Below are 22,855 nucleotides of genomic sequence, written 5' to 3'. Positions count from 1 at the left end.
CGTTCCACCTGCGCACCTTTTTGTCACACATGGAGAAAGCCCGATACCGGCTGCCGCAGTGCGCATCAGGCGGGCCGGGAGATGCCCAGTACGCAGCGGCGGGAACAAGGATGCGCCCCCGCATCAGGTGCGGGGGCGCATCGGAACGCATCAGGACCACCGGGGCGTCATCGGCCGGATCAGGAGGCCGCGACACTCGCTCGGCAGCCCTTCTTCGATGCGTGCGCCGCCGGTAACCAGCCGACTGGCGCATCGACGATGGTACCGACGCCACGGCAGCGCGTGCGGAAAGTGGACGGAATCACAGCCTCCGGGCGCACTCCAGTCCGAGGGCCACACGCCCCGACGTCAGCACCCGCGATGCCGGACGGCCGCTCCGGCAGCGGACGGTACAGTCACGCCATGGCACGACGGGGTTCGTACGCGAAGGGCATCGCCAAGCGCGAGGAGATCCTCGCTGTCGCGCTCGAACGCGTCGCCACGCAGGGCTTCCGGCGGACGAGCATCCGGGACATCGCGGCTGCGGTCGGCCTCACCCAGGCGGGGCTGCTGCACTACTTCGACTCGAAGGACGAGCTCTGGGTCGCGGTCCTCCGGCGCCGCGACGACGCGGACCGGGCCGCGCAGTGGGACGCCCCGGACCTGGCGTCGCTGCTGGCGGCGGTCGTCCGGCACAACGCCGAGGTGCCGGGGCTGGTCCAGCTGTTCGTGAACCTGTCGGCCGCGGCCGCGACCGACCCGGAGCACCCGGCGCACGGGTACTTCCGCGAGCGCTACGAGTCGAGCCGTGCCCGCATGACGGCCGACTTCCAGGCGATGCAGGCGGACGGGCGGCTCCGGAGCGACCTCGAACCGGAGGAACTCGCCAGCGCACTCCTCGCTGTCGCGGACGGGCTGCAGATCCAGTGGCTCTACGACCCGACCCGCGACATGGCCGAGCACGTCGAGCTCGTCACCCGGCTCGCGATGGCCGAGGTCACGGCTCGCACCTGACCCGGCCGGGAGGCCCGCCCCACCTCCGCCGCGGCAGGTACCGCCCGTACCTGGTGGCGTCCACCACCCGCAGGGCAGGATGGGCGTGACCCGACCCGGGGTCTCGACGACGAGGTGGAGTGACGCGATGACGCGTGTAGTGGTGACCGGTGGCAGCGGCAAGCTCGGACGGGCGGTCGTCCGTGACCTGGACGAGCACGGCTACGAGGTCGTGCTCCTCGACCGGGTGCCCTCCCCGGACAAGCCCGACCGGGTGCAGTTCGTCCGCACCGACCTGACGGACTACGGGCAGGTGCTCAACACGTTCCTGGGCGTCGACGACCGCTACGACTCGGTCGACGCGGTCGTGCACCTCGCCGCCGTGCCCGCGCCCGGCCAGGTGCCGGACGTCGCACTCATCACGAACAACGTGACCGCGTCGATCAACGTGTTCCACGCTGCCCGCGCGGCCCGCATCCGGAACGTGGTGTGGGCCTCCAGTGAGACGCTCCTGGGGATCCCGATGGGCGAGCACCACCCGCCCTACCTGCCCGTGGACGAGGAGTTCGCGGTCCGTCCGCAGTCGTCGTACTCGCTCGGCAAGGCGGTGGAGGAGGAGATGGCACGCCACTTCACCCGCTGGGACCCGCAGCTGAAGATGATCGGGCTGCGCTTCTCGAACGTGATGGACGAGACCGACTACCCGGCGTTCCCGTGGGACGCGTCACCCGAGGCGAAGACGTTCAACCTGTGGTCGTACATCGACTCGCGTGACGGCGCCCAGGCGGTCCGCAAGGCCGTCGAGAGCGAGCTGACCGGGTTCGAGGCGTTCATCATCGCGAGCCCCGACACCGTGATGGCGACCCCGACGCTGCAGCTCGTCGAGCAGTTCCTGCCGGACGTCGAGCGCCGTGCCGAGATCGACGGCACGAGCTCGCTGCTGTCCTCGGAGAAGGCCCGCGAGCTGCTCGGTTACGCCCCCGAGCACACCTGGCGCCCCTGACCCCCCTCGCAAAACGCAACCTCGGCGGCTGCACGCAACGGGATACCCCTGCGCGTTGCCGCCAACGTTGCGTTTTGCGGGCCCCCTACGCGGGGAGGAGCAGGCCGTCGAGGACCAGGTCGCGGAGGCGCGGCAGCAGGTCCGCGGTCAGCGCCCGGTCGTCGACGCCGGTGAGCTGGGCGATCGCGCCGATGATCTGGCCGACCGCGAGCTCACCGTCGGCCGCGCCCACGAACGCGGCGAGCGCGGTGTCGGCGTCGACCCGTCGGCCGAACCCGCCGCCCTGCACGAGCGTCATCACCGTCGGGTCGTCGTTGCCCGGCCAGTAGTGCCGCTCCTCGGTGACGTCGCCGGCGACACGGAGGTGCGCGGCCGCGAACGCGTCGTCGTCGCGTCCGGCGAGCCACGAGACGGCGTCGAGCGTGCGGGCGATGGTCGCGCCGAGGCCGGCGGGGTTGGCGCCGAGCACCTGCGGGAGCCGCTCGAAGCGGCGGAGGTCGGGCGCGCCTCCCGACCGGACCACCACGTAGCCGAAGCCGACCCCGGTGACGTGGCGGTCGCGGAAGTCGTCGAGCCAGGCGTCGACCAGGTCGTCGAAGACGGCCGTGCCGGGCTTCGTGCCGCCGTCGCGGATCCAGGTCTCGGCGTAGGCGGGCGGGTCCTCGCGTTCCCGCTCGACCACCCACACGTCCAGGTCGGTGTCGGCGAACCAGGAGCGGACGCGCTCCAGGCCGTCGTCCCCCCACCGGTGTTCCCAGTTGCCGAGCAGCTGCGCGGTGCCGCCGGGCTCCAGGTGCTCGGCCAGACCGCGCAGGACGGTCTCGACGAGCGCGTCGCCGACCATCCCGCCGTCGCGGTACTCGTAGGCGGGGACACCCTGCCGGCGGGGCGTGATGACGAACGGCGGGTTCGAGACGATGCGGTCGAACCGCTCCCCCGCCACCGGTTCGAACAGTGAGCCGAGGCGGAAGTCGATGCCGTCGATGCCGTTGAGCTGCGCGTTGAACCGGGCGATGTCGAGTGCCCGTCGGGAGATGTCGGTGGCGACGACCTGCTCGGCGAAGCGCCGGGCGTGCATGGCCTGGATGCCGCACCCGGTGCCGAGGTCGAGCACTCGACGGACCGGCACGGGCAGCTGCAGCCCGCTCAGGGTGGTGGTGGCCCCGCCGATGCCGAGGACGTGCTCCTCGCTGATGGCGTGCCCGAGGGCGAGTTCGCCGAGGTCGGAGACGATCCACCAGCTGCCGGCACCCAGGTCGTCGACGAACGCGTACGGGCGGAGGTCCACGGCGGCGGCGACGGTGTCCCCGTCGGCCCGCAGGACCCCGGCCGCACCGAGGGCGTCGACTCCGACGGTCGGGAAGGCTGCGTCGGCCTCGGCCCGCGGGACGGGCAGGCCGAGCACGAAGAGCGTCGCGACGGTGGACAGTGGGGTCGTCGGCCGGCTGGCGAGGGCCCGCCGGGCGGCGACCCGGACCCCGCGGTGCAGGGCGGCGGCGGCCTCGGTGCCCCAGAGTGCGTCGACGCCCTCGACCGTGTAGCCGGCGGCGGTCAGGTCCGCGGCGAGCGCCGACGTGACGGCGGGCTCGGCGACGACGTCGGGCAGTCGGGCCGGCGTGGTGTCGGTGCCGACGACCGAGCGGTCTGCGGTCATGCCGAAGCCTCGGCGCGGACCAGGCCGGCGGGCACCTGCCAGTCGAGGACCAGGTCGAGCAGGCCCGGGAACCGCTGCTGGACCTCCTCGGTCCGGACGCGGCTGACGCGGGTCAGTCCCTCGAGGTGCTGCTCGAGCAGCCCGGCTTCGCGGAGGACCCGGAAGTGGTGCGTCAGCGTGGACTTCGGCCGGTCGATGCCGACCCAGCCGCAGGAGCGCTCCGCACCCCCGCCGTCGACCAGGTACCGGTGCAGGATCGACAGCCGGATCGGGTCGGACAGGGCGTCCAGGACGGCGGGCAGGTCCATCTCGGCCGGTGTCGGCTGCGGAAGCGGGGTGTGCTGCGGGAGTGGTGCGGCTCCGTCGGTGCGCTCGGGCATGCACGGACGGTACCACTCGACACCGAGTAGTACGACTTGCGTCGTACAGCGCGAGTGCGGTACGAATGCAGTCGTACAACGAAAGGGACGGCCATGCAGTCACCACGTTCCGTCGCAGGGTTCTGGATCCTCGCGACGATGCTCCTCGTCTCGGTCGCCTCGTCGGCCGTGCCCTCCCCGATCTACCCGGTCTACGCGGCCGAGTGGCACCTCACCCCGCTCATGCTCACCGCGGTGTTCGCCATCTACGTCGCCGGGCTCCTGCTCAGCCTGCTCATCGCGGGTCGGCTGTCGGACCACGTCGGCCGGAAGCCCGTCCTGGTGGTCGGCGGCCTCGGCGTCGCCGTCTCGCTCGGACTGTTCGCCGTCGCGGACGGACTCGGCGCGCTCATCCTCGACCGCATCGTGCAGGGAGTGTCGGTCGGGCTGCTCATCGGTGCCCTCGGCGCGGCACTCATCGACAACTCGCTCGAGCGGCACCCCTCGCTCGCGGGCGTCCTGAACGGGGTCATCCCGCCGATCGCCCTCGCCACCGGCGCCCTGTCGAGCGGTGCCCTCGTCGAGTGGGGTCCCGCACCCCAGCAGCTCGTCTACCTGCTGTTCGGCACGCTCCTCGTGCTCCTCGTGATCGCCCTCGCGGTCGTCCCCGAGCAGGTCGTCCGGCGACCCGGGGCCCTGCGGTCGCTCCGTCCGACGGTCTCGGTGCCACGGGCCTCCCGTCGGCTGTTCCGCAGCGTCGCCGGGTCGCTCGTGTCAAGCTGGGCGCTCGGCGGACTGTTCCTGTCCCTCGTGCCGTCCACCCTCGGCGCGGTCTTCGACATCCGCAACCACTTCGCCGCCGGTGCCCTGATCGCCGTCGTCACCGGTGTCGGCGCGCTGACCGGCCTGGCGATCCAGCGGGTCGACACCCGCAGGGCCGTCCTGCTCGGCCTCGTCGCACTCGTCCTCGGTCCGGTCGTCACCGTCACCTTCGTCGTCGTGCCGTCACTGCCCGGACTGGTCGTCGGCAGCGCGATCGCCGGTGTCGGCTTCGGCGCGGGGTTCCAGGCGCCGCTCCGGATGCTGCTCGCGACCGCGGCGCCCACCCACCGCGCCGGCCTGCTCTCGACCATCTACGTGGTCAGCTACCTGGCCTTCGGGGTGCCGAGCGTCATCGGCGGGTTCCTCGAGCCGTCGCTCGGCCTGGTGCCGGTGCTCGTCGGGTACGGCGCGTTCATCGTCCTGGCGGCGCTCGTCGCCCTCGTGCTGCAGGTCACGTCGAAGGACGCGGCCGAGGTCGAGGAAGCGGCTGCCGAAGCCGTCGAGCGCACGGCGACGGGCTCGGTCAGCACGGTCTGACGCGCAGCGAGCGTCGGAGCAGACTGCGGGCGACCCCGAGCGCCGGTCAGTGCCCGGTCCGCGCGGTCTGCCCACGCGGCCGCTGCACCCCGACGTTCCGGTGCGCCTCGGCATGTGCGGCGTCGACGTCCGCCTTGCCCTTGTCCGCCGCGTCTCGCATCCGCTTGGACGGCGCGTGGTGCTTCGCCCAGTCCCAGAACCGGTGCAGCTTCGCGCGGAGCCACGTGATGATCCGGTGGAAGAAGTGGAACTCGCTCGCCAGGACGGTCAGGCCGACGAAGACGACCAGCCAGCCCGGACCGGGCAGCGGCACCAGGATCAGGCCGATGACGACGATGAGCCCGCCGACGATCCCGACCAGGACCTTGTAGAAGAGGTGCACGTGCGGACGGGCGTGGATCCAGGTGCGCATGTCGCGGAACCACTGGAAGCGCTGCCGGCCGGATGAGGCGTCGGCAGCGGCACTCCGGGGAGGCTCAGTCGGGTCGCCGTGCATGCCCGAACGCTAGGACGCGCGGCTGGGAAACCGCGGCGCAACGGGTCCGTGTGCGGTGGGTACGGCGCACCGCGACGGGCGTGGCGGTGTCTGCCGCGCCTCCCGTCCGGCCGGGAGGCCCGTCACGCGTGCGCGACGCACGTCGCCGCCCACGGGACGGCGGCCAGGCGCGCCTCCGGGATCGGCTCCCCACCCACCGCGCAGCGACCGTAGGTCCCGGCGTCGAGGCGAGCGAGGGACGCGTCGACCTGCTCGACGCGGCGGCGTGCGTCGTCCCGCACTGCCCCGAGGGACCCGCGTTCCCAGGCCAGGGTCGCGCCCTCGGGGTCGTGTTCGTCGTCGGTGTTCGCGCCGTCCCGGGCGTCGCTGACGTCGAGCATGCTGCGCTCGACATCGGCCAGCAGCTTCATCGCCCGCGCACGTTCGGTCTGCAGGGCGGTCCGCGGGTCCAGGTCCATCAGCCCGACCGTAGTCCTCGGAATGGACCCCGACCCGGATGCGTTCGCATGCACATGACGAAGATCGGGTTCCTCTCCTTCGGGCACTGGCGCGACGTCCCCGGCTCCCGGGTGCGCAGCGCGCGCGAGTCCCTCGTGCAGGCGATCGACCTCGCCCTCGCGGCCGAGGAGGTCGGCGTCGACGGTGCCTACTTCCGTGTGCACCACTTCGCACCGCAGCAGGCCGCGCCCTTCCCGCTGCTGTCCGCGATCGCTGCCCGGACCAGCCGCATCGAGATCGGCACCGGCGTGATCGACATGCGCTACGAGAACCCGCTGTACATGGCAGAGGAAGCGGCGGCCACCGACCTCATCTCCGGCGGCCGGCTGCAGCTCGGCGTGAGCCGGGGATCACCCGAGACCGCCCTCGCCGGCTACCGCTCGTTCGGCTACGTGCCCGAGTCCGACGACGAGAACGGCGCCGACCTGGCCCGCGACCACACCTCGGTCTTCCGTCGCGCTATCGCCGGCGAGCCGATGGCGAACGCGAACCCGCAGATGACCGGCGCGGTCGGCTCGCTGGCGATCACGCCGCAGTCCGACACCCTGTCCGAGCGCATCTGGTGGGGCGCCGGCACCCGGGCCACCGCGGAGTGGACGGCCGAGCAGGGCATGAACCTGATGTCGTCGACCCTGCTCACCGAGGACACCGGCGTGCCCTTCGACCAGCTGCAGGCGGAGCAGATCGACCGCTTCCGCACCACCTGGCGCGAGATGGGCTGGGAGCGCGAGCCCCGCGTCAGCGTGAGCCGCAGCATCATCCCGATCATCGACGACGAGTCGCGCCACTACTTCGGCGTCCGCGCCCAGGTCGAGGGGCAGGACCAGGTCGGACACCTCGACGGCGGTCTCGCCCGGTTCGGTCGGTCGTACATCGGCGAACCGGAACAGCTCGTCGCGGAACTCGCGGCGGACCAGGCGGTGCGCGAGGCCGACACCGTGCTCGTGACCGTGCCGAACCAGCTCGGGGTGGACTTCAACGCCCGGCTGCTCGCCGCCGTACGGGACGTCTTCACCGAGGTCGACGCCACTCCCGCAGCAGTCTGAGGCGGGGGCCGAGCGGCCGATCCCGTCAGTCGTCCGACGGCCGCCGACGCTGCTGCTTGGTCGCGGACCGCTGCTGCTTGCTCGCGAGGCGTCGTCGCTCGGACCCCCGCGTCGGCCGGGTCGCGCGCCGTGGCGGACCGGGCGGAGCGAGCGCCTCCCGCACGAGCTCACCGAGCGTGTCGAGTGCTGCCTCGCGGTTGCGCAGCTGGGACCGGCGCGCCGACACCGTCACGGTGATCGCTCCCGCGGCGGTGCGCCGGGCGGTCCGCTCGAGGATCCGCGTCCGCTGCTCCTCGGTGAGCGCCGACGACCCCGTGACGTCCCACGTCAGCTGGACACGACTGTCAGCGGTGTTGACGTGCTGACCCCCGGGGCCGGACGACCGCGAGAACCGCCACTGCAGTTCGGACTCGGGGATCGTCAGCCCCGGCCCCACCTCGAGGTCCATGCGACCAGGGTCCCACGGTGACCGGTCCCATGGTCACGGCTCCCACGGTCACAGCTCCCCCGGACACAGCTCCCCCGGTCACGCCGTCCCTGCCCCACGCTCCGTCTCTCGCCGCGCCCGCGGGTGCGCCGTCTGGTACACGTCCCGCAGCATGTCCGCCGTGACCATCGTGTAGATCTGCGTCGTCGCGACACTCGCGTGCCCGAGCAGCTCCTGCACGACCCGGACGTCGGCACCGCCCTCGAGCAGGTGCGTCGCGAACGAGTGCCGGAAGGTGTGCGGTGACACGTGCGCCGCCAGCTCGGCCCGCTCCGCCGCCGCCTGGATGACGAGCCAGGCGCTCTGCCGCGAGAGCCGGGCACCACGGGCCCCGAGGAACAGCGCCGGCGTCGCGGTCCCCCGGACGGCGAACACCGGCCGTGCCCGCACCAGGTACGCGTCCACCGCGGCCCGCGCGTAGCTGCCGAGCGGCACGATCCGCTGCTTGTTCCCCTTGCCGGTGACGCGCACCACGGAGACGTCGGTGTCCTCGTCCGACACCCCGTCCACGTCGGCGAGGGTGGTCACGTCGTCGACCGACAGCCCCACCGCCTCCGAGATGCGGGCGCCGGTCGCGTAGAGCAGTTCGAGGAGGGCCCGGTCCCGCAGCTGCACGGGGTCGTCGCCGACCACGGACCCGATCAGCCGCTCCATGTCGAGCACCGAGATCGCCTTCGGCAGCCGCATCGGTGCCTTCGGTGGGTGGACCGAGGCGCCGGGGTCGAGGGGCAGCCACCCCTCCGCAGCCGCGAACGCCGAGAACGAGCGCACCGAACTGAGCATCCGTGCGACCGACCGGGGTGCCAACGGCCCCTCGGGACGGGTGGTCAGGTGCTGCACGAAGCCGGCGAGGTCCGCGCGAGCCAGCCGTCCGACGTCCGCCAGGACCCCTGCCCCGCCGGCGCGGTCGGCCCCGGTGGAGTCCACGACGGGCTGCGTGCCGATCCACTCCCCGAACGTCGTTAGGTCCCGCCGGTACGCCGACAGGGTGTGCTGCGACAGCCCCCGCTCGACGGCGATGTGCCGCAGGTAGTCCTGCACGGCACGCTCGAACGGCATCACCCGACGAGGCTAGCGGGGCCCGAGCGGGGAACCGTCCTGGCGGCGTTCGGCGGCCTCCACCGCGAGCGTCGCCACGATGAGCGCCGAGTTCTGCAGCCGCCCCGCGAGGATCCCGGCCACGAGTTCGGCACGCGGTACCCAACGGATCGCGATGTCGGCCTCCTCGGCCTCGCGCGCGAACGCCGACGAGGTCGCCCGAACACCGGTCGCCCGGAAGATCTCGATGAACTCGTTGCTGCCGCCCGAGGACGTGTTGTACCGGACCAGGTGCTGCCACTCGTCGGCCTCGACGTCGGCCTCCTCGGCCAGCTCGCGCTTCGCGGCCGTCAGGTGGTCCTCGCCCGCGTGGTCGAGCAGCCCGGCCGGCAGCTCCCAGTCGCGCACCTGCACCGGGTGGCGGTACTGCTGGATGACCAGGACACGGCCGTCCTCGTCCTCCGCGAACACCGCGACGGCGCCCGTGTGGTCGATGTACTCGCGGACCATGTCGGCGCCGTTGTAGTCGACGGTGTCGCGCCTGATGTCCCAGACCGCGCCCGCGAACACCCGCTCGGAGGCGGTCACGGGGAACGAGGCGGGTTCGTCGGCGATCGGTGCGTCAGTCACCTCGCCATCCTGCCCCACGACGGACGGGAGGCTCCCCACCAGCTGGTGGGGAGCCTCCCGTCCGTGACGTGGTCGCGACCGCGACCTGCCGGCTCAGGCGACCGCTTCGGCCTCCGGGTCGAACAGGCGCGTCGACTCGTTGCGCTCGATCGCCGCGCCGACGAGGCCCGCGAAGAGCGGGTGCGCGCGGTTCGGACGCGACCGGAGCTCCGGGTGCGCCTGCGTGCCGATGTAGAACGGGTGCTCCGCGCGGTCCAGCTCGACGTACTCGACGAGGGTGCCGTCGGGCGAGGTGCCGGAGAAGACCATGCCGGCGTCCGCGATCTGCTGGCGGTAGTGGTTGTTGACCTCGTAGCGGTGACGGTGGCGCTCCGAGGCCTGGTCCGCGCCGTACAGCTCGGCGGCCAGGGAGCCCTCGAGGAACGTCGCCGGGTACATGCCGAGGCGCATCGTGCCACCCATGTCGCCGCCCGCGATGATGTCCACCTGCTCCGCCATCGTCGCGATGACCGGGGTGGAGGTCTCCGGGTCGAACTCGGTGCTCGACGCGTCGAACAGGCCGGCCTCGTGGCGGGCGTACTCGATGACCATGCACTGCAGGCCGAGGCACAGGCCGAGCGTCGGGATGGCCTGCTCGCGGGCGAACTTCAGCGCACCGAGCTTGCCCTCGATGCCGCGGATCCCGAACCCACCCGGGATGCAGATACCGTCCACGTCACCGAGGTTCTTCGCCGCACCCTCGGGGGTGGTGCACTCGTCCGAGGCGACCCACTTCAGCGTCACCTTCGCGGTGTGTGCGAAGCCACCCGCGCGCAGCGCCTCGGTCACCGACAGGTATGCGTCGGGCAGGTCGATGTACTTGCCGACCAGGGCGATCGTGACGGCCTTCTTCGGCTCGTGCACCGCGGTCAGCACGCCGTTCCAGCGCGACCAGTCGACGTCGTGCGCCTCGAGGCGGAGGGCCTCGATGATGACCTGGTCGAGACCCTGGTCGTGCAGCATCGTCGGGATGTCGTAGATCGACGGGACGTCCACGGCGTTCACCACGGCGTCCTCGTCGACGTCGCACATCAGGGCGATCTTGCGCTTGTTCGCGTCCGACACCGGGCGGTCGCTGCGGAGCACGAGGGCGTCCGGCTGGATGCCGATCGACCGGAGCTGCGCGACCGAGTGCTGCGTCGGCTTCGTCTTCTGCTCACCCGAGGCCGCCATGAACGGCACCAGGGAGACGTGCACGAAGAACACGTTGTTCCGGCCGAGCTCGTGGCGCACCTGCCGTGCCGCCTCGATGAACGGCTGCGACTCGATGTCACCGACCGTGCCGCCGACCTCGGTGATGATCACGTCGGGCTGCGGGTCGTTCTCGGACTGCTCCCGCATCCGACGCTTGATCTCGTCGGTGATGTGCGGGATGACCTGCACGGTGTCGCCGAGGTACTCGCCACGACGCTCCTTGGCGATGACCGTCGAGTAGACCTGCCCGGTCGTGACGTTCGCCGACTGCGCCAGGTCGATGTCGAGGAAGCGCTCGTAGTGCCCGATGTCCAGGTCCGTCTCGGCGCCGTCGTCGGTCACGAAGACCTCGCCGTGCTGGAACGGGTTCATCGTGCCCGGGTCCACGTTGAGGTACGGGTCGAGCTTCTGCATGACGACCTTGAGGCCGCGTGCCGTGAGCAGGTTGCCGAGGCTGGCCGCCGTCAGGCCCTTGCCGAGAGACGAGACGACCCCGCCGGTCACGAAGATCTGCTTCGTCACCTTCGGGGTCGCGTTCGAAGAATTGGTTCCGCCGCTGAGAGTGTCCGCCACGGGATTCCATCGTACGTCAGAAGTGCCGGGAGGCGCGACCCGCGTTCGCTGGGCGCGTTGCGGTCCCGGGGGTGCGGGGGCGGTCCGCAGGGGCGGGGGGGCCGCGGAGCGCGGGGGCGGTCCGCAGGGGGCGGGGGCCGCGGAGCGCAGGGGCTGTCCGCAGGGCGCCCTCGTGCGCGCGGGACGCCGCGAAGGTCGCGAGACGCCGCCGACTTCGGCGGCGTCGCGGGCATTCGGGGGCGTCTTGAGGGTCCGGGGCGTGTCGGAGGTCCGGGGCGTCTCGCGGATTCGGCGGCGTCTCGGAGGTCCCGGGGTGTCTCGGGAGGCGGGGCGCGCCTCCCGGCTGGCGCTCGGACCGGTACCCGGACCGGTCAGGCGGAGCGGCCGGCGACCTGGAGGAGTTCGCGTGCGTGCTCCATGCCGCTCGCGCTGTCCCCGAGGCCGGAGAGCAGCCGTGCCATCTCCTGCAGGCGGTCGTCGCCCTCGAGGCGGCGGACGCTCGACGACGTCACCGCGCCGCTGGCGTCCTTGACGACGTTGAGGTGGTTGTTCGCGAACGCGGCCACCTGCGCCAGGTGCGTGACCACGATGACCTGGGTCCGTTCGGCGAGCGCCGCGAGACGCCGACCGATCTCGATCGCTGCCGCGCCACCGACGCCCGCGTCGACCTCGTCGAAGACGAAGGTCGGGACGGTGGTGCTGCCCGCCATCACGACCTCGATCGCGAGCATCACGCGCGAGAGCTCCCCGCCGGACGCGCCCTTGCCGATCGGCCGCGGGTCGGTGCCCGAGTGCGGCTGCAGCAGGATCGCGACCTGGTCGCGGCCGTGGCGGCGGAACTCACCGGCGTCGGTGACCTCGACCACCAGGGTCGCGCCGGCCATCGCCAGGCTCTTCAGCTCGGCGGTGACCCGCTTGGCCAGTTCCGTCGCCGCCTTCGCCCGCACCTTCGTCAGCACGGTGCCGGCAGCCTCGAGCGCTGCCCGGTCGGATTCGACCGCCTGCTGCAGCTGCACGATGCGGTCGTCGTCGCCGTCCAGCTCGAGGAGCCGGTCGGAGGCACGCTGTCCGGCGGCGATGACGTCCTCGACGCTCTCGCCGTACTTCCGGGTCAGGCCGGCGAGCAGTGCCCGACGTTCGTTGATCAGCTCGAGGTCGTGGCCGGCCTCGGGTTCGAGGGAGCCGATGTAGCTCGACAGCGACGCCGAGGCCTCGCTCGCCTGGATGCCCAGCTCGGTCAGCTGCTCCAGCACGGGCTGCAGCGCCGGGTCGACGCTCGCCACCCGTTCGATCGCGCGCCGGGCCGACTCGACCAGGCCGATCACGTCCGGGCCGTCGAGCGACTCGCTCGACACGGCCTCGTGCGCCAGGCCCGCGGACAGCCGGAGGTCCTCGAGGTTCCCCAACCGCTCCGCGCGTTCGGCGAGCTCGGTGTCCTCGCCCGGCTGCGGGTCGGCGGCCTCGATCTCGGCGGATGCTTCACGGAGGCGCGCGGCCTCGGCGAGCCGCTCGTCGCGGTCACGGGTCAGCGTCTCGAGGTCGCCGGTGTGCTGCTGCCACGCGTCGTACACGGCGACGTACTTCGCCAGGGCCTTCTCGACCGCTGCGCCGCCGAAGCCGTCGAGGGCTGCCCGTTGCGCGGCCGCCGAGGTCAGCCGGATCTGGTCGGACTGCCCGTGGACGGTGACGAGCTGGTCGGCGAGTTCACCGAGCACCGCGACCGGAGCGGTCCGGCCACCCACGGTCGCCCGGCTGCGCCCTTCGGCGGAGACCGTGCGGGTGAGGATGAGTTCGCCGTCCTCGACCGTGCCGCCGGCGTCCTCGACCCGTTCCGCGACCGCGGCGTGGTCGGGGAGGTCCCAGCGTCCCTCGACGACGGCGTTTGGTGCGCCACGGCGGACCGAACCGGCATCGGCACGGGCACCCAGGAGCAGACCGAGTGCCGTGACGATCATCGTCTTGCCGGCGCCGGTCTCGCCCGTGACGACGGTGAAGCCGGGGCCGAGCTCGAGTGTGGCGTCGCCGATCACGCCGAGGTCGGAGATGCGGATTTCCTCGATCACTGGATGTGCTCCTGCTGCTGGTTCACGTCGTGGTGCCGGTGCTCGTGCTCGTGCTCGTCGGTGCGGTCGCGCGCGTGCTGGTGCTGGTCGGTGTTGTGGGGCGACTCAGCGTTCGCGAGCGTCCGCGTCACACGTCCTCGTCGTCCCGCTGCGGACCGCGCCACCCGGCGACCGGCAGGCGGAACTTCGCCACCAGACGGTCCGCGAACGCGGCGTCCTTGATCCGGGCGACCCGCACCGGCTCCGGGGAACGGCGCACCTCGACCCGGGCGCCCGGAGGCAGGTCGTGCGTCCGCCGTCCGTCGCACCACAGCACGCCCACCCCGCTCGTCCGGCGCAGGACCTCGACCGCGAGGACCCGGTCCGGCCCGACCACGATCGGCCTGGAGAACAGCGCGTGGGCGCTCAGCGGCACCATCAGGATCGCGTCGACGTCGGGCCACACCACGGGGCCGCCGCCGGAGAACGAGTACGCCGTCGAGCCGGTCGGGGTCGAGAAGACGACGCCGTCGCACCCGAAGGAGGACAGCGGACGTCCGTCGACCTCGGTGACGACCTCGAGCATCCGCTCGCGGGAAGCCTTCTCGACCGTCGCCTCGTTGAGCGCCCAGCTGGAGTAGACGATCTCGTTGCCGACGACGACGTCGACCTGCAGCGCGACGCGCTCCTCGACCTTGTACTCGCCGGTCAGTGCCCGCTCGACCGTCTCGGCCAGACCGTCGCGCTCGCTCTCGGCCAGGAAGCCGACGTGCCCGAGGTTGACGCCGACGATCGGGGCCGTGGTGCCCCGTGCCAGTTCAGCGGCGCGCAGGATCGTGCCGTCGCCACCGAGGACGATGACGATCTCGATCTCGTCGGGACGGACGTCGACGCCCAGGATGTCGACCTGGCCGACCGACGCTTCGGCACGCCGGATGTCGGCGTACTCGTCGAACGGCATGACCGGGGTCAGGCCGGCGTCGTGCAGGATGTCGCAGACCTCGACCGCGGCGTCGATCGAGTCGCGCCGTCCGGTGTGCGAGACGAGCAGGATGTGTCGTTCGTCGCTCATGGAGCTCCCTCTGCCAGTTCCGTCGCCCGGAGGATCCATTCTGTCGGGTTCTCCCCGGCACCTCGCTGGAAACGCACGAGGTACTCGTGGTTGCCGTGCGTCCCGACGATCGGAGACGCTGCGACCCCCGCCGTTCCGAGGCCCAGGTCCCAAGCCGCCCAGAGGACGTTCATCAGCGCGTCCTGCCGCAACGACGCATCGCGGACGATCCCCTCGCGGATACCGGTCCGACCGACCTCGAACTGCGGCTTGACCAGCAGGACGAACTCGTCGGCCGGCACCGCCTCGACCAGCGCGGGCAACACCATGCGGAGGCTGATGAAGGACAGGTCCGCCACCACCAGGCTGGTGCGCGCAGCCGCTGCGTCGAGGGCCAGGTAGTCGGCGCGCGTGAGGTTCCGGGCGTTGACCCCCTCGACCACGGCGACGCGGTCGTCGATGGCGATCATCGGTGCCATCTGGCCGTGGCCCACGTCCAGGGCGATCACCCGCGCGGCACCGCGTGCGAGGAGCACCTGCGTGAACCCGCCCGTCGAGGCACCGACATCAAGAACCGTCCGGCCCCGCGGGTCGACGCCGAACGCATCGAGCGCGCCGACGAGCTTCAGTGCAGCGCGGGAGACCCACTCGTCCTCGGCGTCCACCACGATGACGGTGGCGGCGGTGACCGGGGTCGAGGCCTTCGTGACCGGCACCCCGTCGATCGTCACCCGACCGGCCTGGATCAGGGCGGCCGCTGCTGTCCGGGAACGGGCGAGGCCGCGCGCCGGGATCGCGGCGTCGAGGCGCGTCGTTGCGGTGGACGCGGGGGCCGGGTCGCTCGCTCCCGCTGGCCCGCCAACCGCTGCTGTTCCGTCCACCGGAGTGGTGCTGTCCGCCGGGACGGTTCCGTCCACCGGGGTGGGTGCTGTCTGGTCGGGCTGGGCGGGCTGGTCCGTCTGGGCGAGCCGGGCGGGCTGATCCGTCTGGTCAGCGGCTGCGCGGTCACCCACGGGTGGCCTCGCCCTGTTCCAGCCGGGTTCGGAGTTCGTCGTGCAGCGCCGCGAACGCGTCAGCGCGGTCGGGCAACGGCAGCTGCTCGACCGCTGCAGCTCGGAGGTCCATCGAACCAGCGCCGGCCCCGGCCCCGGTGCCGGTACCGGTGCCGGTGCCGGTGCCGGTGCCGGTGCCGGTGCCATCGTCCGTGTCGGGCTGCGTGGTGGCGGATGCGTGTCCGTCGTCGGCGCTGCGCTCGGAGCCCGGACCGCCGTCATCGCTCGGAACCGTCGCCGGTCGCCCATCAGGACTGTCCGCTGCGGGAACGGCAGCGTCTCCCGCTCCGCTACCAGGCACGCGAGGCCCTGCCGGCGTCGGTCGCGGCGGCCCCGGAACAGCCCGCGGCACCGCCGGCACATCGGCCGATGACGACGGGACGGCAGAGCCCGTCACGTCGTCCATCGGGGCAGGTTCCACTCCCGTCACGCTACTCGCCGCCGTACAGCGCCGGGTCGACGTCGAGGCCGTAGATCGCCAGGCCGGAGTCCCAGATCGCCGTGGCACCGGCGCGCAGCAGGTCCATCTCGTCCGAGCCGACCTGCTCGGCGCGGACGACGTGTCCACGCATCGAGACGGTCGACTCCCCGACCGTGACCCGACGCGTGCCGTCCGGGTCCTCGCTGCGGATGGTGGCCGGGTACGGCTCGTGCAGGCCGCGGAGGTCCTTGAGCACGTACGTCGGCCGCGAACGCTGGTCGGCCGCGAGGACCTGCTTCGGCTGATCGATCCCGGTCAGTACGAGCACGCTCGGGATGCCGGCGTCGTTCGCGCCCTTGATGTCGGTGTCCAGACGGTCACCGATGAACAGCGGACGTTCGCCGCCGAACCGTGCGAGGGCTGCGTCGAAGATCGGCCGCTCGGGCTTCCCCGCCACCACCGGCATCCGGCTCACCGCCTGGTGCACGGCCGCCACGAGGGTGCCGTTGCCGGGGGCGATCCCACGTTCGACCGGGATCGACCAGTCCATGTTGGTGGCCACCCACGGCACGGATGCATCAGCCAGCGCGAAGGACGCCTCGGCCAGCTGCGCCCACCCGAGGTCCGGCGAGAACCCCTGGATGACCGCTGCCGGACTGTCGTCCGCACTGTCGGTCACCACGAAGCCGGCCTGCTCGACGATCGTCGTCAGTCCGAGCCCGCCGATGACCAGCACGGTCGCCCCTTCCGGAACGAGCGTGGCCAGGAGCCGGGCCCCCGCCTGCGAGGACGTCACGACGTCGTCGGCGGTGACCTCGAGCCCGTACTGCTCGAGGTGCTCCGCGACGTCCACCGGACGCCGCGAGGCGTTGTTGGTGATGTAGCCGACCCGTGCCGACGTGGCGGCCTGGGTGAGGGCCTCCACCGCGTGCGGGATGGCGTTGCGTCCCCGGTAGACGACGCCGTCGAGGTCCGTCAGGACCACGTCGATGCCGTCGACCGGGGTGCGCGGCGACTCAGCCGGCTGCGGAGCCGTCGATGTCGCGGGGGTTGTCCTCGTCGACCTCTCCGGGCTGGTCGCCGGCGTCGTCGGCGTCGTCGTCGAGGTCGTTGGAGTCCTCGAGGTCGTCGTCCCCGAGGGTGCTGACGTACCCGTTGCCCGGCTCGGCGTCCCCGAGTTCTGCGTCGTCGAGCTCGACGGACTCGTCGTCGACGGGTTCATCGTTCCCGTGTTCGTCGTCTCCGGGCTCGTCGTCTCCGGGCTCGTCGAACTCGTCGACTTCGATCGCTTCCTCGACCACATCCACTGTCTCCCAAGCATCGTCTTCAGCGGCTTCCGCGAGGGCTTCGGCCGCGCGGTCGACGCGGGCCCACCACTCGTCGGCCTCGTCTTGGCGGCCGAGCTCCTCGAGCGTGGCCGCGTAAGCACTGTAGAGCGCCGGCGACCACGTGTAGGCGGTCGAGGGATCGAGCTGTGGAATCTCCAGCTCGCCCAGCGCGGCTGTGGGATTCCCGAGGTCCAGACGCGCGCCGGACATCGCGATCGCGAGTTCGACCTGCACCGGCGTCTCGAGTGCGGCGCGATCAACGGACCGCCCGAGCTCGAGGGCACGCTCCGGACGGCCGAGACCGCGCTCGCAGTCCACCATCATCGGGAGCTGGTCGTTCCGGCCGGAGATCCGCCGGTACGTGCGGAGCTCCCGGAGAGCCGTCGCGAAGTCACCGAGCCGGTACGCCGTGATCGCCGCGGTCTCACGTACGACAGCCACACGACCGGCACGACGAGCGGCGCTCAGTGCGTGCTGGTTCGCTTCTTCCGGGTCCGAGTCGACGAGGAGCGCCGCGGTGATGAGGTGACGCGCGACCCAGTCCGCGTTGTCCTTGCTGAGGGTCTTGAGCTCAGCACGAGCAGCGGGGTGGAGGTCGCGAGCGTCGATCTCGTCCGGGATCTCCGGGTCGTCGTGACGCGGGCGGATCGACCGGGTGCCGTACGGGTCGCGGTCTTCCCAGTCGTCACGCGCAGCCTCGCCGAACCGTGCACCGGCCGAGCGGTTGCCGTCGCCGAATCGTTTGCGCTCGGCTCCACCATCCCGCGAGGGACGGTCGTCGTTGCCACGGAACGGACGGTCGTTGCCGCCACTGCGGAACGGACGGTCACCATCACGACGCGGTCGATCGTCGTTCCCACGGAACGGACGGTCTCCGCCTCCACCGCGGACCGGGCGGTCACCATCACGACGGGGACGGTCATCCCCGCCACGGAACGGACGATCTCCGCCGGAGTTGCGCACGGGACGTTCGCCGTCGCGACGGGGACGGTCGTCGCCGCCACGGAACGGACGGTCGTTGCCACCGCTGCGGAACGGACGGTCACCATCACGACGCGGACGGTCATCACTCCCACGGAACGGACGGTCACCATCACGACGCGGACGGTCGTCGTTCCCACGGAACGGACGGTCCCCATCACGACGGGGCCGATCGTCGTTCCCACGGAACGGACGGTCACCGGCTCCACTGCGGGCCGGACGGTCACCGTCACGACGAGGACGGTCGTCGCTTCCACGGAACGGACGGTCCCCATCACGACGGGGCCGATCGTCGTTCCCACGGAACGGACGGTCACCGGCTCCACTGCGGGCCGGACGGTCACCGTCACGACGCGGACGGTCGTCGCTTCCACGGAACGGACGGTCCCCATCGCGACGGGGCCGATCGTCGTTCCCACGGAACGGACGGTCACCGGCTCCGCTGCGGGCCGGACGGTCACCGTCACGACGCGGACGGTCGTCGCTTCCACGAGCCGGACGGTCGCCATCACGACGAGGCCGATCGTCACTTCCACGGAACGGACGGTCACCATCACGACGCGGACGGTCCGACGCGGGACGGTCTGAGCGCCACGAGGGTCGGTCGTTCCTGGCACCGCCGTCGCGGAAGTCGCGGCCAGCCGGCCGACGATCAGAGCTCTCGCGGCGGGGGCCGTCGCCACGCGGAGCATCGCGCCCGGACCGATCGCCTTCTCGACGCTCGAAGTCACGAGGGCCAGAGGACCAACGCCCACTGTCGCCTTCACGTCGCGACCGATCCGGACGGTCTCCGTCACGCCCGTCTCGTCGCTGTTCGTCGTCGTTCGCCACCGTAGCTCCTCGTTGCGTGCCGAAGACCCTGGTCTCGGCGATCGTCCGCTGTGTCGTTGTGTGGATGGAGCCGCTCGGGCTGCACCCTTGCGTCCAGTCCATCACGAACGGGGCGCAGAGTCGACCTCGAGCCGCTCCGATGAAACAGAAAATGGCCACCGGCCCTCACGAGAGCTGTCGCTCTCGATGGAGGGCCGATGGCCACATCATGAAAAGAAGTCCGGCGGCGTCCTACTCTCCCACAAGGTCCCCCTTGCAGTACCATCGGCGCTGAGAGGCTTAGCTTCCGGGTTCGGAATGTGACCGGGCGTTTCCCTCTCGCTATGACCACCGGAACACCATCGACCCGAATCCGGATCAAACAGGTTCCAGCCATCCCCCACCAACGGTCCGGTGCCACCAACCCCGCATGAAACGGGTTCGATGACACCCCACACCGGTGGGGTAGCTGAACTATTCAGTTTGATTCCCGATCGTCTGTCGGGAACCACAAAGTGGACGCGAGCCCCGACCCACAAGGGGTCAGGAAAAAAGTGTGTGTCAAGTCTTCGGCTTATTAGTACCGGTCAGCTCCACGGGTCGTTAGTCCCCGCTTCCACATCCGGCCTATCAACCCAGTAGTCTGCTGGGAGCCTCTCACACTCAAGGTGCATGGAAATCTCATCTCGAAGACGGCTTCCCGCTTAGATGCTTTCAGCGGTTATCCGGTCCGAACGTAGCTAATCAGCGGTGCCCTTGGCAGAACAACTGACACACCAGAGGTTCGTCCATCCCGGTCCTCTCGTACTAGGGATAGATCTTCTCAAATTTCCAACGCGCGCAGCGGATAGGGACCGAACTGTCTCACGACGTTCTAAACCCAGCTCGCGTACCGCTTTAATGGGCGAACAGCCCAACCCTTGGGACCTACTCCAGCCCCAGGATGCGACGAGCCGACATCGAGGTGCCAAACCATGCCGTCGATATGGACTCTTGGGCAAGATCAGCCTGTTATCCCCGAGGTACCTTTTATCCGTTGAGCGACAGCGCTTCCACAAGCCACTGCCGGATCACTAGTCCCGACTTTCGTCCCTGCTCGACCTGTCAGTCTCACAGTCAAGCTCCCTTGTGCACTTACACTCGCCACCTGATTGCCAACCAGGTTGAGGGAACCTTTGGGCGCCTCCGTTACTCTTTGGGAGGCAACCGCCCCAGTTAAACTACCCATCAGGCACTGTCCATGAACCCGATCAGGGTCCTACGTTAGACATCCAAAGTGACCAGAGTGGTATTTCAACAATGACTCCACGAACACTAGCGTGCCCGCTTCACAGTCTCCCACCTATCCTACACAAGCCACTCCGAACACCAATACCAAACTGTAGTAAAGGTCACGGGGTCTTTCCGTCCTGCTGCGCGTAACGAGCATCTTTACTCGTAGTGCAATTTCGCCGAGTTCGCGGTTGAGACAGCTGGGAAGTCGTTACGCCATTCGTGCAGGTCGGAACTTACCCGACAAGGAATTTCGCTACCTTAGGATGGTTATAGTTACCACCGCCGTTTACTGGGGCTTAAATTCAGAGCTTCGCCGTGAGGCTGACCCTTCCTCTTAACCTTCCAGCACCGGGCAGGCGTCAGTCCGTATACATCGTCTTGCGACTTCGCACGGACCTGTGTTTTTAGTAAACAGTCGCTTCCCACTGGTCTCTGCGGCCTTCAACGCTCACGGAGCAAAGTCCGGTCACGTATCCGGCCCCCCTTCTCCCGAAGTTACGGGGGCATTTTGCCGAGTTCCTTAACCACGATTATCTCGATCTCCTTGGTATTCTCTACCTGACCACCTGAGTCGGTTTCGGGTACGGGCGGCTGCAACCTCGCGTCGATGCTTTTCTCGGCAGCATAGGATCACTGAATTCCCCTTACGGGTACGCGTCGGATCTCAGGCATACAGACGACGGATTTGCCTATCGTCAGCCCTACATCCTTACACCAGGTTCACCTTACGGATACCATCGCCTGGCTCAGCTACCTTCCTGCGTCACACCTGTTCATACGCTAACCGCACCAGCATGGGGTCGAGCGTTAGACCGGCCCGTCTCACCCCGAAGGGATCAACAAGTGCCGGGTTAGGACTCTTAGCACCACTGGATTAGCTTGGGCGGTTGTTCGCCGGTACGGGAATATCAACCCGTTGTCCATCGACTACGCCTGTCGGCCTCGCCTTAGGTCCCGACTTACCCAGGGCGGATTAACCTGGCCCTGGAACCCTTGGTCTTTCGGAGGACGGGTTTCTCACCCGTCTTTCGCTACTCATGCCTGCATTCTCACTCGTGTGGCGTCCACGGCTGGATCACTCCGCCGCTTCACTCGCCACACGACGCTCTCCTACCACTCCGCACGACTGAACCACGAAGGCTTGTCTAATGTGCGAAATCTACAACTTCGGTGGTGTGCTTGAGCCCCGTTACATTGTCGGCGCGGAATCACTTGACCAGTGAGCTATTACGCACTCTTTCAAGGGTGGCTGCTTCTAAGCCAACCTCCTGGTTGTCTGTGCAACTCCACATCCTTTCCCACTTAGCACACGCTTAGGGACCTTAGTTGGTAGTCTGGGTTGTTTCCCTCTCGACGATGAAGCTTATCCCCCACCGTCTCACTGCTGCGCTCTCACTCACCGGCATTCGGAGTTTGGCTGACGTCAGTAACCTGTTGAGGCCCATCGGCCATCCAGTAGCTCTACCTCCGGCGAGAAACACGCAACGCTGCACCTAAATGCATTTCGGAGAGAACCAGCTATCACGAAGTTTGATTGGCCTTTCACCCCTATCCACAGCTCATCCCCTCCATTTTCAACTGAAGTGGGTTCGGTCCTCCACGACGTCTTACCGTCGCTTCAACCTGGCCATGGATAGATCACTTCGCTTCGGGTCTAGGACATGCGACTGAATCGCCCTATTCAGACTCGCTTTCGCTACGGCTACCCCACACGGGTTAACCTCGCCACATATCGCTAACTCGCAGGCTCATTCTTCAAAAGGCACGCCGTCACCCCTACAAAGGAGGCTCCGACGGTTTGTAAGCAAACGGTTTCAGGTACTATTTCACTCCCCTCCCGGGGTACTTTTCACCTTTCCCTCACGGTACTTGTCCGCTATCGGTCATCTGGGAGTATTTAGGCTTATCAGGTGGTCCTGACAGATTCACACGGGATTTCTCGGGCCCCGTGCTACTTGGGATACACATCCGGCCATAACACCATTTCGTCTACGGGGCTGGCACCCACTACGGCCCGGCTTTCAAACCGGTTCGACTATGATGCGCTGTAACCGCCCCAGTCCGGCAGAACTGAGTGACGTGTCCCACAACCCCGACCATGCAACGCCCGCCGGCTATCACACATGATCGGTTTAGCCTCATCCGTTTTCGCTCGCCACTACTCACGGAATCACATGTTGTTTTCTCTTCCTGTGGGTACTGAGATGTTTCACTTCCCCACGTTCCCTCTACCCGCCCTATATATTCAGGCGGGAGTCACCAGGTCACAAAAGCGCCTAGCGGGGTTTCCCCATTCGGAAATCCTCGGCTCACAGCTCGATTATCAGCTCCCCGAGGCTTATCGCAGATTTCTACGTCCTTCTTCGGCTCCAGATGCCAAGGCATCCACCGTTTGCTCTTAGAAACTTGACCACAAAGATTAAAATTGCGATCCAACGCCACGAACCACGCCAACCCGAAAGCTGACGATCATCGATGACGCGAATCTAAAGATGCTCGCGTCCACTGTGTAGTTCTCAACATACGATCGGCACCACACTCCCCCAC

Annotated in this window: 18 protein-coding genes and 2 rRNA genes; 5 read left to right on the top strand and 15 right to left on the bottom strand. The window is 69.3% G+C overall.

All coding sequences use genetic code 11. The annotated features are described in order from the left end of the window. Positions 1 to 402: 402 nt before the first annotated feature. Positions 403 to 993: a TetR/AcrR family transcriptional regulator gene (locus JOD51_RS02950; RefSeq protein WP_204606962.1), complete on the top strand. Its 591-nt coding sequence runs from the start codon at positions 403 to 405 to the stop codon at positions 991 to 993. Between the two features lie 127 nt (positions 994 to 1,120). Then, positions 1,121 to 1,975, top strand: a complete 855-nt coding sequence (locus JOD51_RS02945; RefSeq protein ID WP_204606961.1) for an NAD-dependent epimerase/dehydratase family protein — start codon at positions 1,121 to 1,123, stop codon at positions 1,973 to 1,975. Positions 1,976 to 2,060: 85 nt separating this feature from the next. Here the strand turns inward: JOD51_RS02945 and JOD51_RS02940 are convergent, their stop codons facing one another. Both JOD51_RS02940 and JOD51_RS02935 read right to left on the bottom strand, forming a co-directional pair. Then, on the bottom strand, positions 2,061 to 3,629 hold the full coding sequence (locus JOD51_RS02940) for a DUF7059 domain-containing protein (RefSeq protein ID WP_204606960.1): 1,569 nt from the start codon (positions 3,627 to 3,629) through the stop codon (positions 2,061 to 2,063). Then, positions 3,626 to 4,009: an ArsR/SmtB family transcription factor gene (locus JOD51_RS02935; RefSeq protein WP_204606959.1), complete on the bottom strand. Its 384-nt coding sequence runs from the start codon at positions 4,007 to 4,009 to the stop codon at positions 3,626 to 3,628. Before JOD51_RS02935 ends, JOD51_RS02940 begins: the two co-directional genes overlap by 4 nt. 93 nt (positions 4,010 to 4,102) lie before the next feature. Between JOD51_RS02935 and JOD51_RS02930 the strand changes: the two genes are divergently transcribed. After that, positions 4,103 to 5,347, top strand: coding sequence for an MFS transporter (locus JOD51_RS02930; protein ID WP_204606958.1), 1,245 nt, complete (start codon positions 4,103 to 4,105; stop codon positions 5,345 to 5,347). A gap of 46 nt (positions 5,348 to 5,393) precedes the next feature. On the opposite strand, the gene JOD51_RS02925 is transcribed toward JOD51_RS02930, so the two are convergent. Both JOD51_RS02925 and JOD51_RS02920 read right to left on the bottom strand, forming a co-directional pair. Then, complete coding sequence (locus JOD51_RS02925) at positions 5,394 to 5,843, bottom strand: TIGR02611 family protein (protein ID WP_239539755.1); 450 nt, start codon at positions 5,841 to 5,843, stop codon at positions 5,394 to 5,396. A 122-nt stretch (positions 5,844 to 5,965) separates the two neighbouring features. Continuing rightward, complete coding sequence (locus JOD51_RS02920; RefSeq protein WP_204606957.1) at positions 5,966 to 6,301, bottom strand: TraR/DksA family transcriptional regulator; 336 nt, start codon at positions 6,299 to 6,301, stop codon at positions 5,966 to 5,968. A gap of 48 nt (positions 6,302 to 6,349) precedes the next feature. Here JOD51_RS02920 and JOD51_RS02915 point away from each other — a divergent pair, with 48 nt between their 5' ends. Continuing rightward, positions 6,350 to 7,387: an LLM class flavin-dependent oxidoreductase gene (locus JOD51_RS02915; RefSeq protein WP_204606956.1), complete on the top strand. Its 1,038-nt coding sequence runs from the start codon at positions 6,350 to 6,352 to the stop codon at positions 7,385 to 7,387. 25 nt (positions 7,388 to 7,412) lie between these two features. On the opposite strand, the gene arfB is transcribed toward JOD51_RS02915, so the two are convergent. The 9 genes from arfB to JOD51_RS02875 all read right to left on the bottom strand — a co-directional run bounded on the left by arfB (position 7,413) and on the right by JOD51_RS02875 (position 16,899). Next, positions 7,413 to 7,835, bottom strand: coding sequence for an alternative ribosome rescue aminoacyl-tRNA hydrolase ArfB (gene arfB / locus JOD51_RS02910; RefSeq protein WP_204606955.1), 423 nt, complete (start codon positions 7,833 to 7,835; stop codon positions 7,413 to 7,415). Between the two features lie 78 nt (positions 7,836 to 7,913). Further along, the gene (locus JOD51_RS02905; protein WP_204606954.1) at positions 7,914 to 8,933 is read right to left on the bottom strand and encodes a site-specific tyrosine recombinase XerD; all 1,020 of its coding nucleotides are present in this window, start codon (positions 8,931 to 8,933) and stop codon (positions 7,914 to 7,916) included. 12 nt (positions 8,934 to 8,945) lie between these two features. Continuing rightward, entirely contained in the window at positions 8,946 to 9,542 is a 597-nt protein-coding gene (locus JOD51_RS02900; RefSeq protein ID WP_259559126.1) for an NUDIX domain-containing protein, read from the bottom strand. 93 nt (positions 9,543 to 9,635) lie between these two features. Beyond that, positions 9,636 to 11,348 (bottom strand): CTP synthase, encoded by a 1,713-nt coding sequence (gene pyrG / locus JOD51_RS02895; RefSeq protein ID WP_307839380.1) that lies wholly within the window; start codon positions 11,346 to 11,348, stop codon positions 9,636 to 9,638. A 371-nt stretch (positions 11,349 to 11,719) separates the two neighbouring features. Continuing rightward, positions 11,720 to 13,411, bottom strand: a complete 1,692-nt coding sequence (recN, locus tag JOD51_RS02890) for a DNA repair protein RecN (protein WP_204606953.1) — start codon at positions 13,409 to 13,411, stop codon at positions 11,720 to 11,722. Further along, entirely contained in the window at positions 13,408 to 13,542 is a 135-nt protein-coding gene (locus JOD51_RS17285; protein ID WP_259559123.1) for a hypothetical protein, read from the bottom strand. The genes recN and JOD51_RS17285 overlap by 4 nt, the downstream gene beginning before the upstream one ends. Then, positions 13,539 to 14,462, bottom strand: coding sequence for an NAD kinase (locus JOD51_RS02885; RefSeq protein ID WP_204606952.1), 924 nt, complete (start codon positions 14,460 to 14,462; stop codon positions 13,539 to 13,541). Before JOD51_RS02885 ends, JOD51_RS17285 begins: the two co-directional genes overlap by 4 nt. Further along, the gene (locus JOD51_RS02880) at positions 14,459 to 15,454 is read right to left on the bottom strand and encodes a TlyA family RNA methyltransferase (RefSeq protein WP_259559121.1); all 996 of its coding nucleotides are present in this window, start codon (positions 15,452 to 15,454) and stop codon (positions 14,459 to 14,461) included. Before JOD51_RS02880 ends, JOD51_RS02885 begins: the two co-directional genes overlap by 4 nt. Before the next feature lie 470 nt (positions 15,455 to 15,924). Then, positions 15,925 to 16,899 carry an HAD-IIA family hydrolase gene (locus JOD51_RS02875; protein WP_259559118.1) on the bottom strand — a complete coding sequence of 325 codons (975 nt, stop codon included), beginning with the start codon at positions 16,897 to 16,899 and terminating at the stop codon, positions 15,925 to 15,927. A 4-nt stretch (positions 16,900 to 16,903) separates the two neighbouring features. On the opposite strand from JOD51_RS02875, the gene JOD51_RS02870 reads away from it, so the two are divergent. Next, positions 16,904 to 18,811: a hypothetical protein gene (locus tag JOD51_RS02870; RefSeq protein ID WP_239539754.1), complete on the top strand. Its 1,908-nt coding sequence runs from the start codon at positions 16,904 to 16,906 to the stop codon at positions 18,809 to 18,811. A gap of 461 nt (positions 18,812 to 19,272) precedes the next feature. Here the strand turns inward: JOD51_RS02870 and rrf are convergent. Beyond that, positions 19,273 to 19,389, bottom strand: a 5S ribosomal RNA gene (rrf, locus tag JOD51_RS02865). Between the two features lie 201 nt (positions 19,390 to 19,590). Continuing rightward, a 23S ribosomal RNA gene (locus JOD51_RS02860) occupies positions 19,591 to 22,720 on the bottom strand. Positions 22,721 to 22,855: the final 135 nt, after the last annotated feature.

The organism is Curtobacterium herbarum (assembly GCF_016907335.1).
Lineage (GTDB): Bacteria > Actinomycetota > Actinomycetes > Actinomycetales > Microbacteriaceae > Curtobacterium > Curtobacterium herbarum.
The sequence above is the reverse complement of the archived record's forward strand: the minus strand, read 5'-3'. Positions and strand labels throughout refer to the sequence as shown.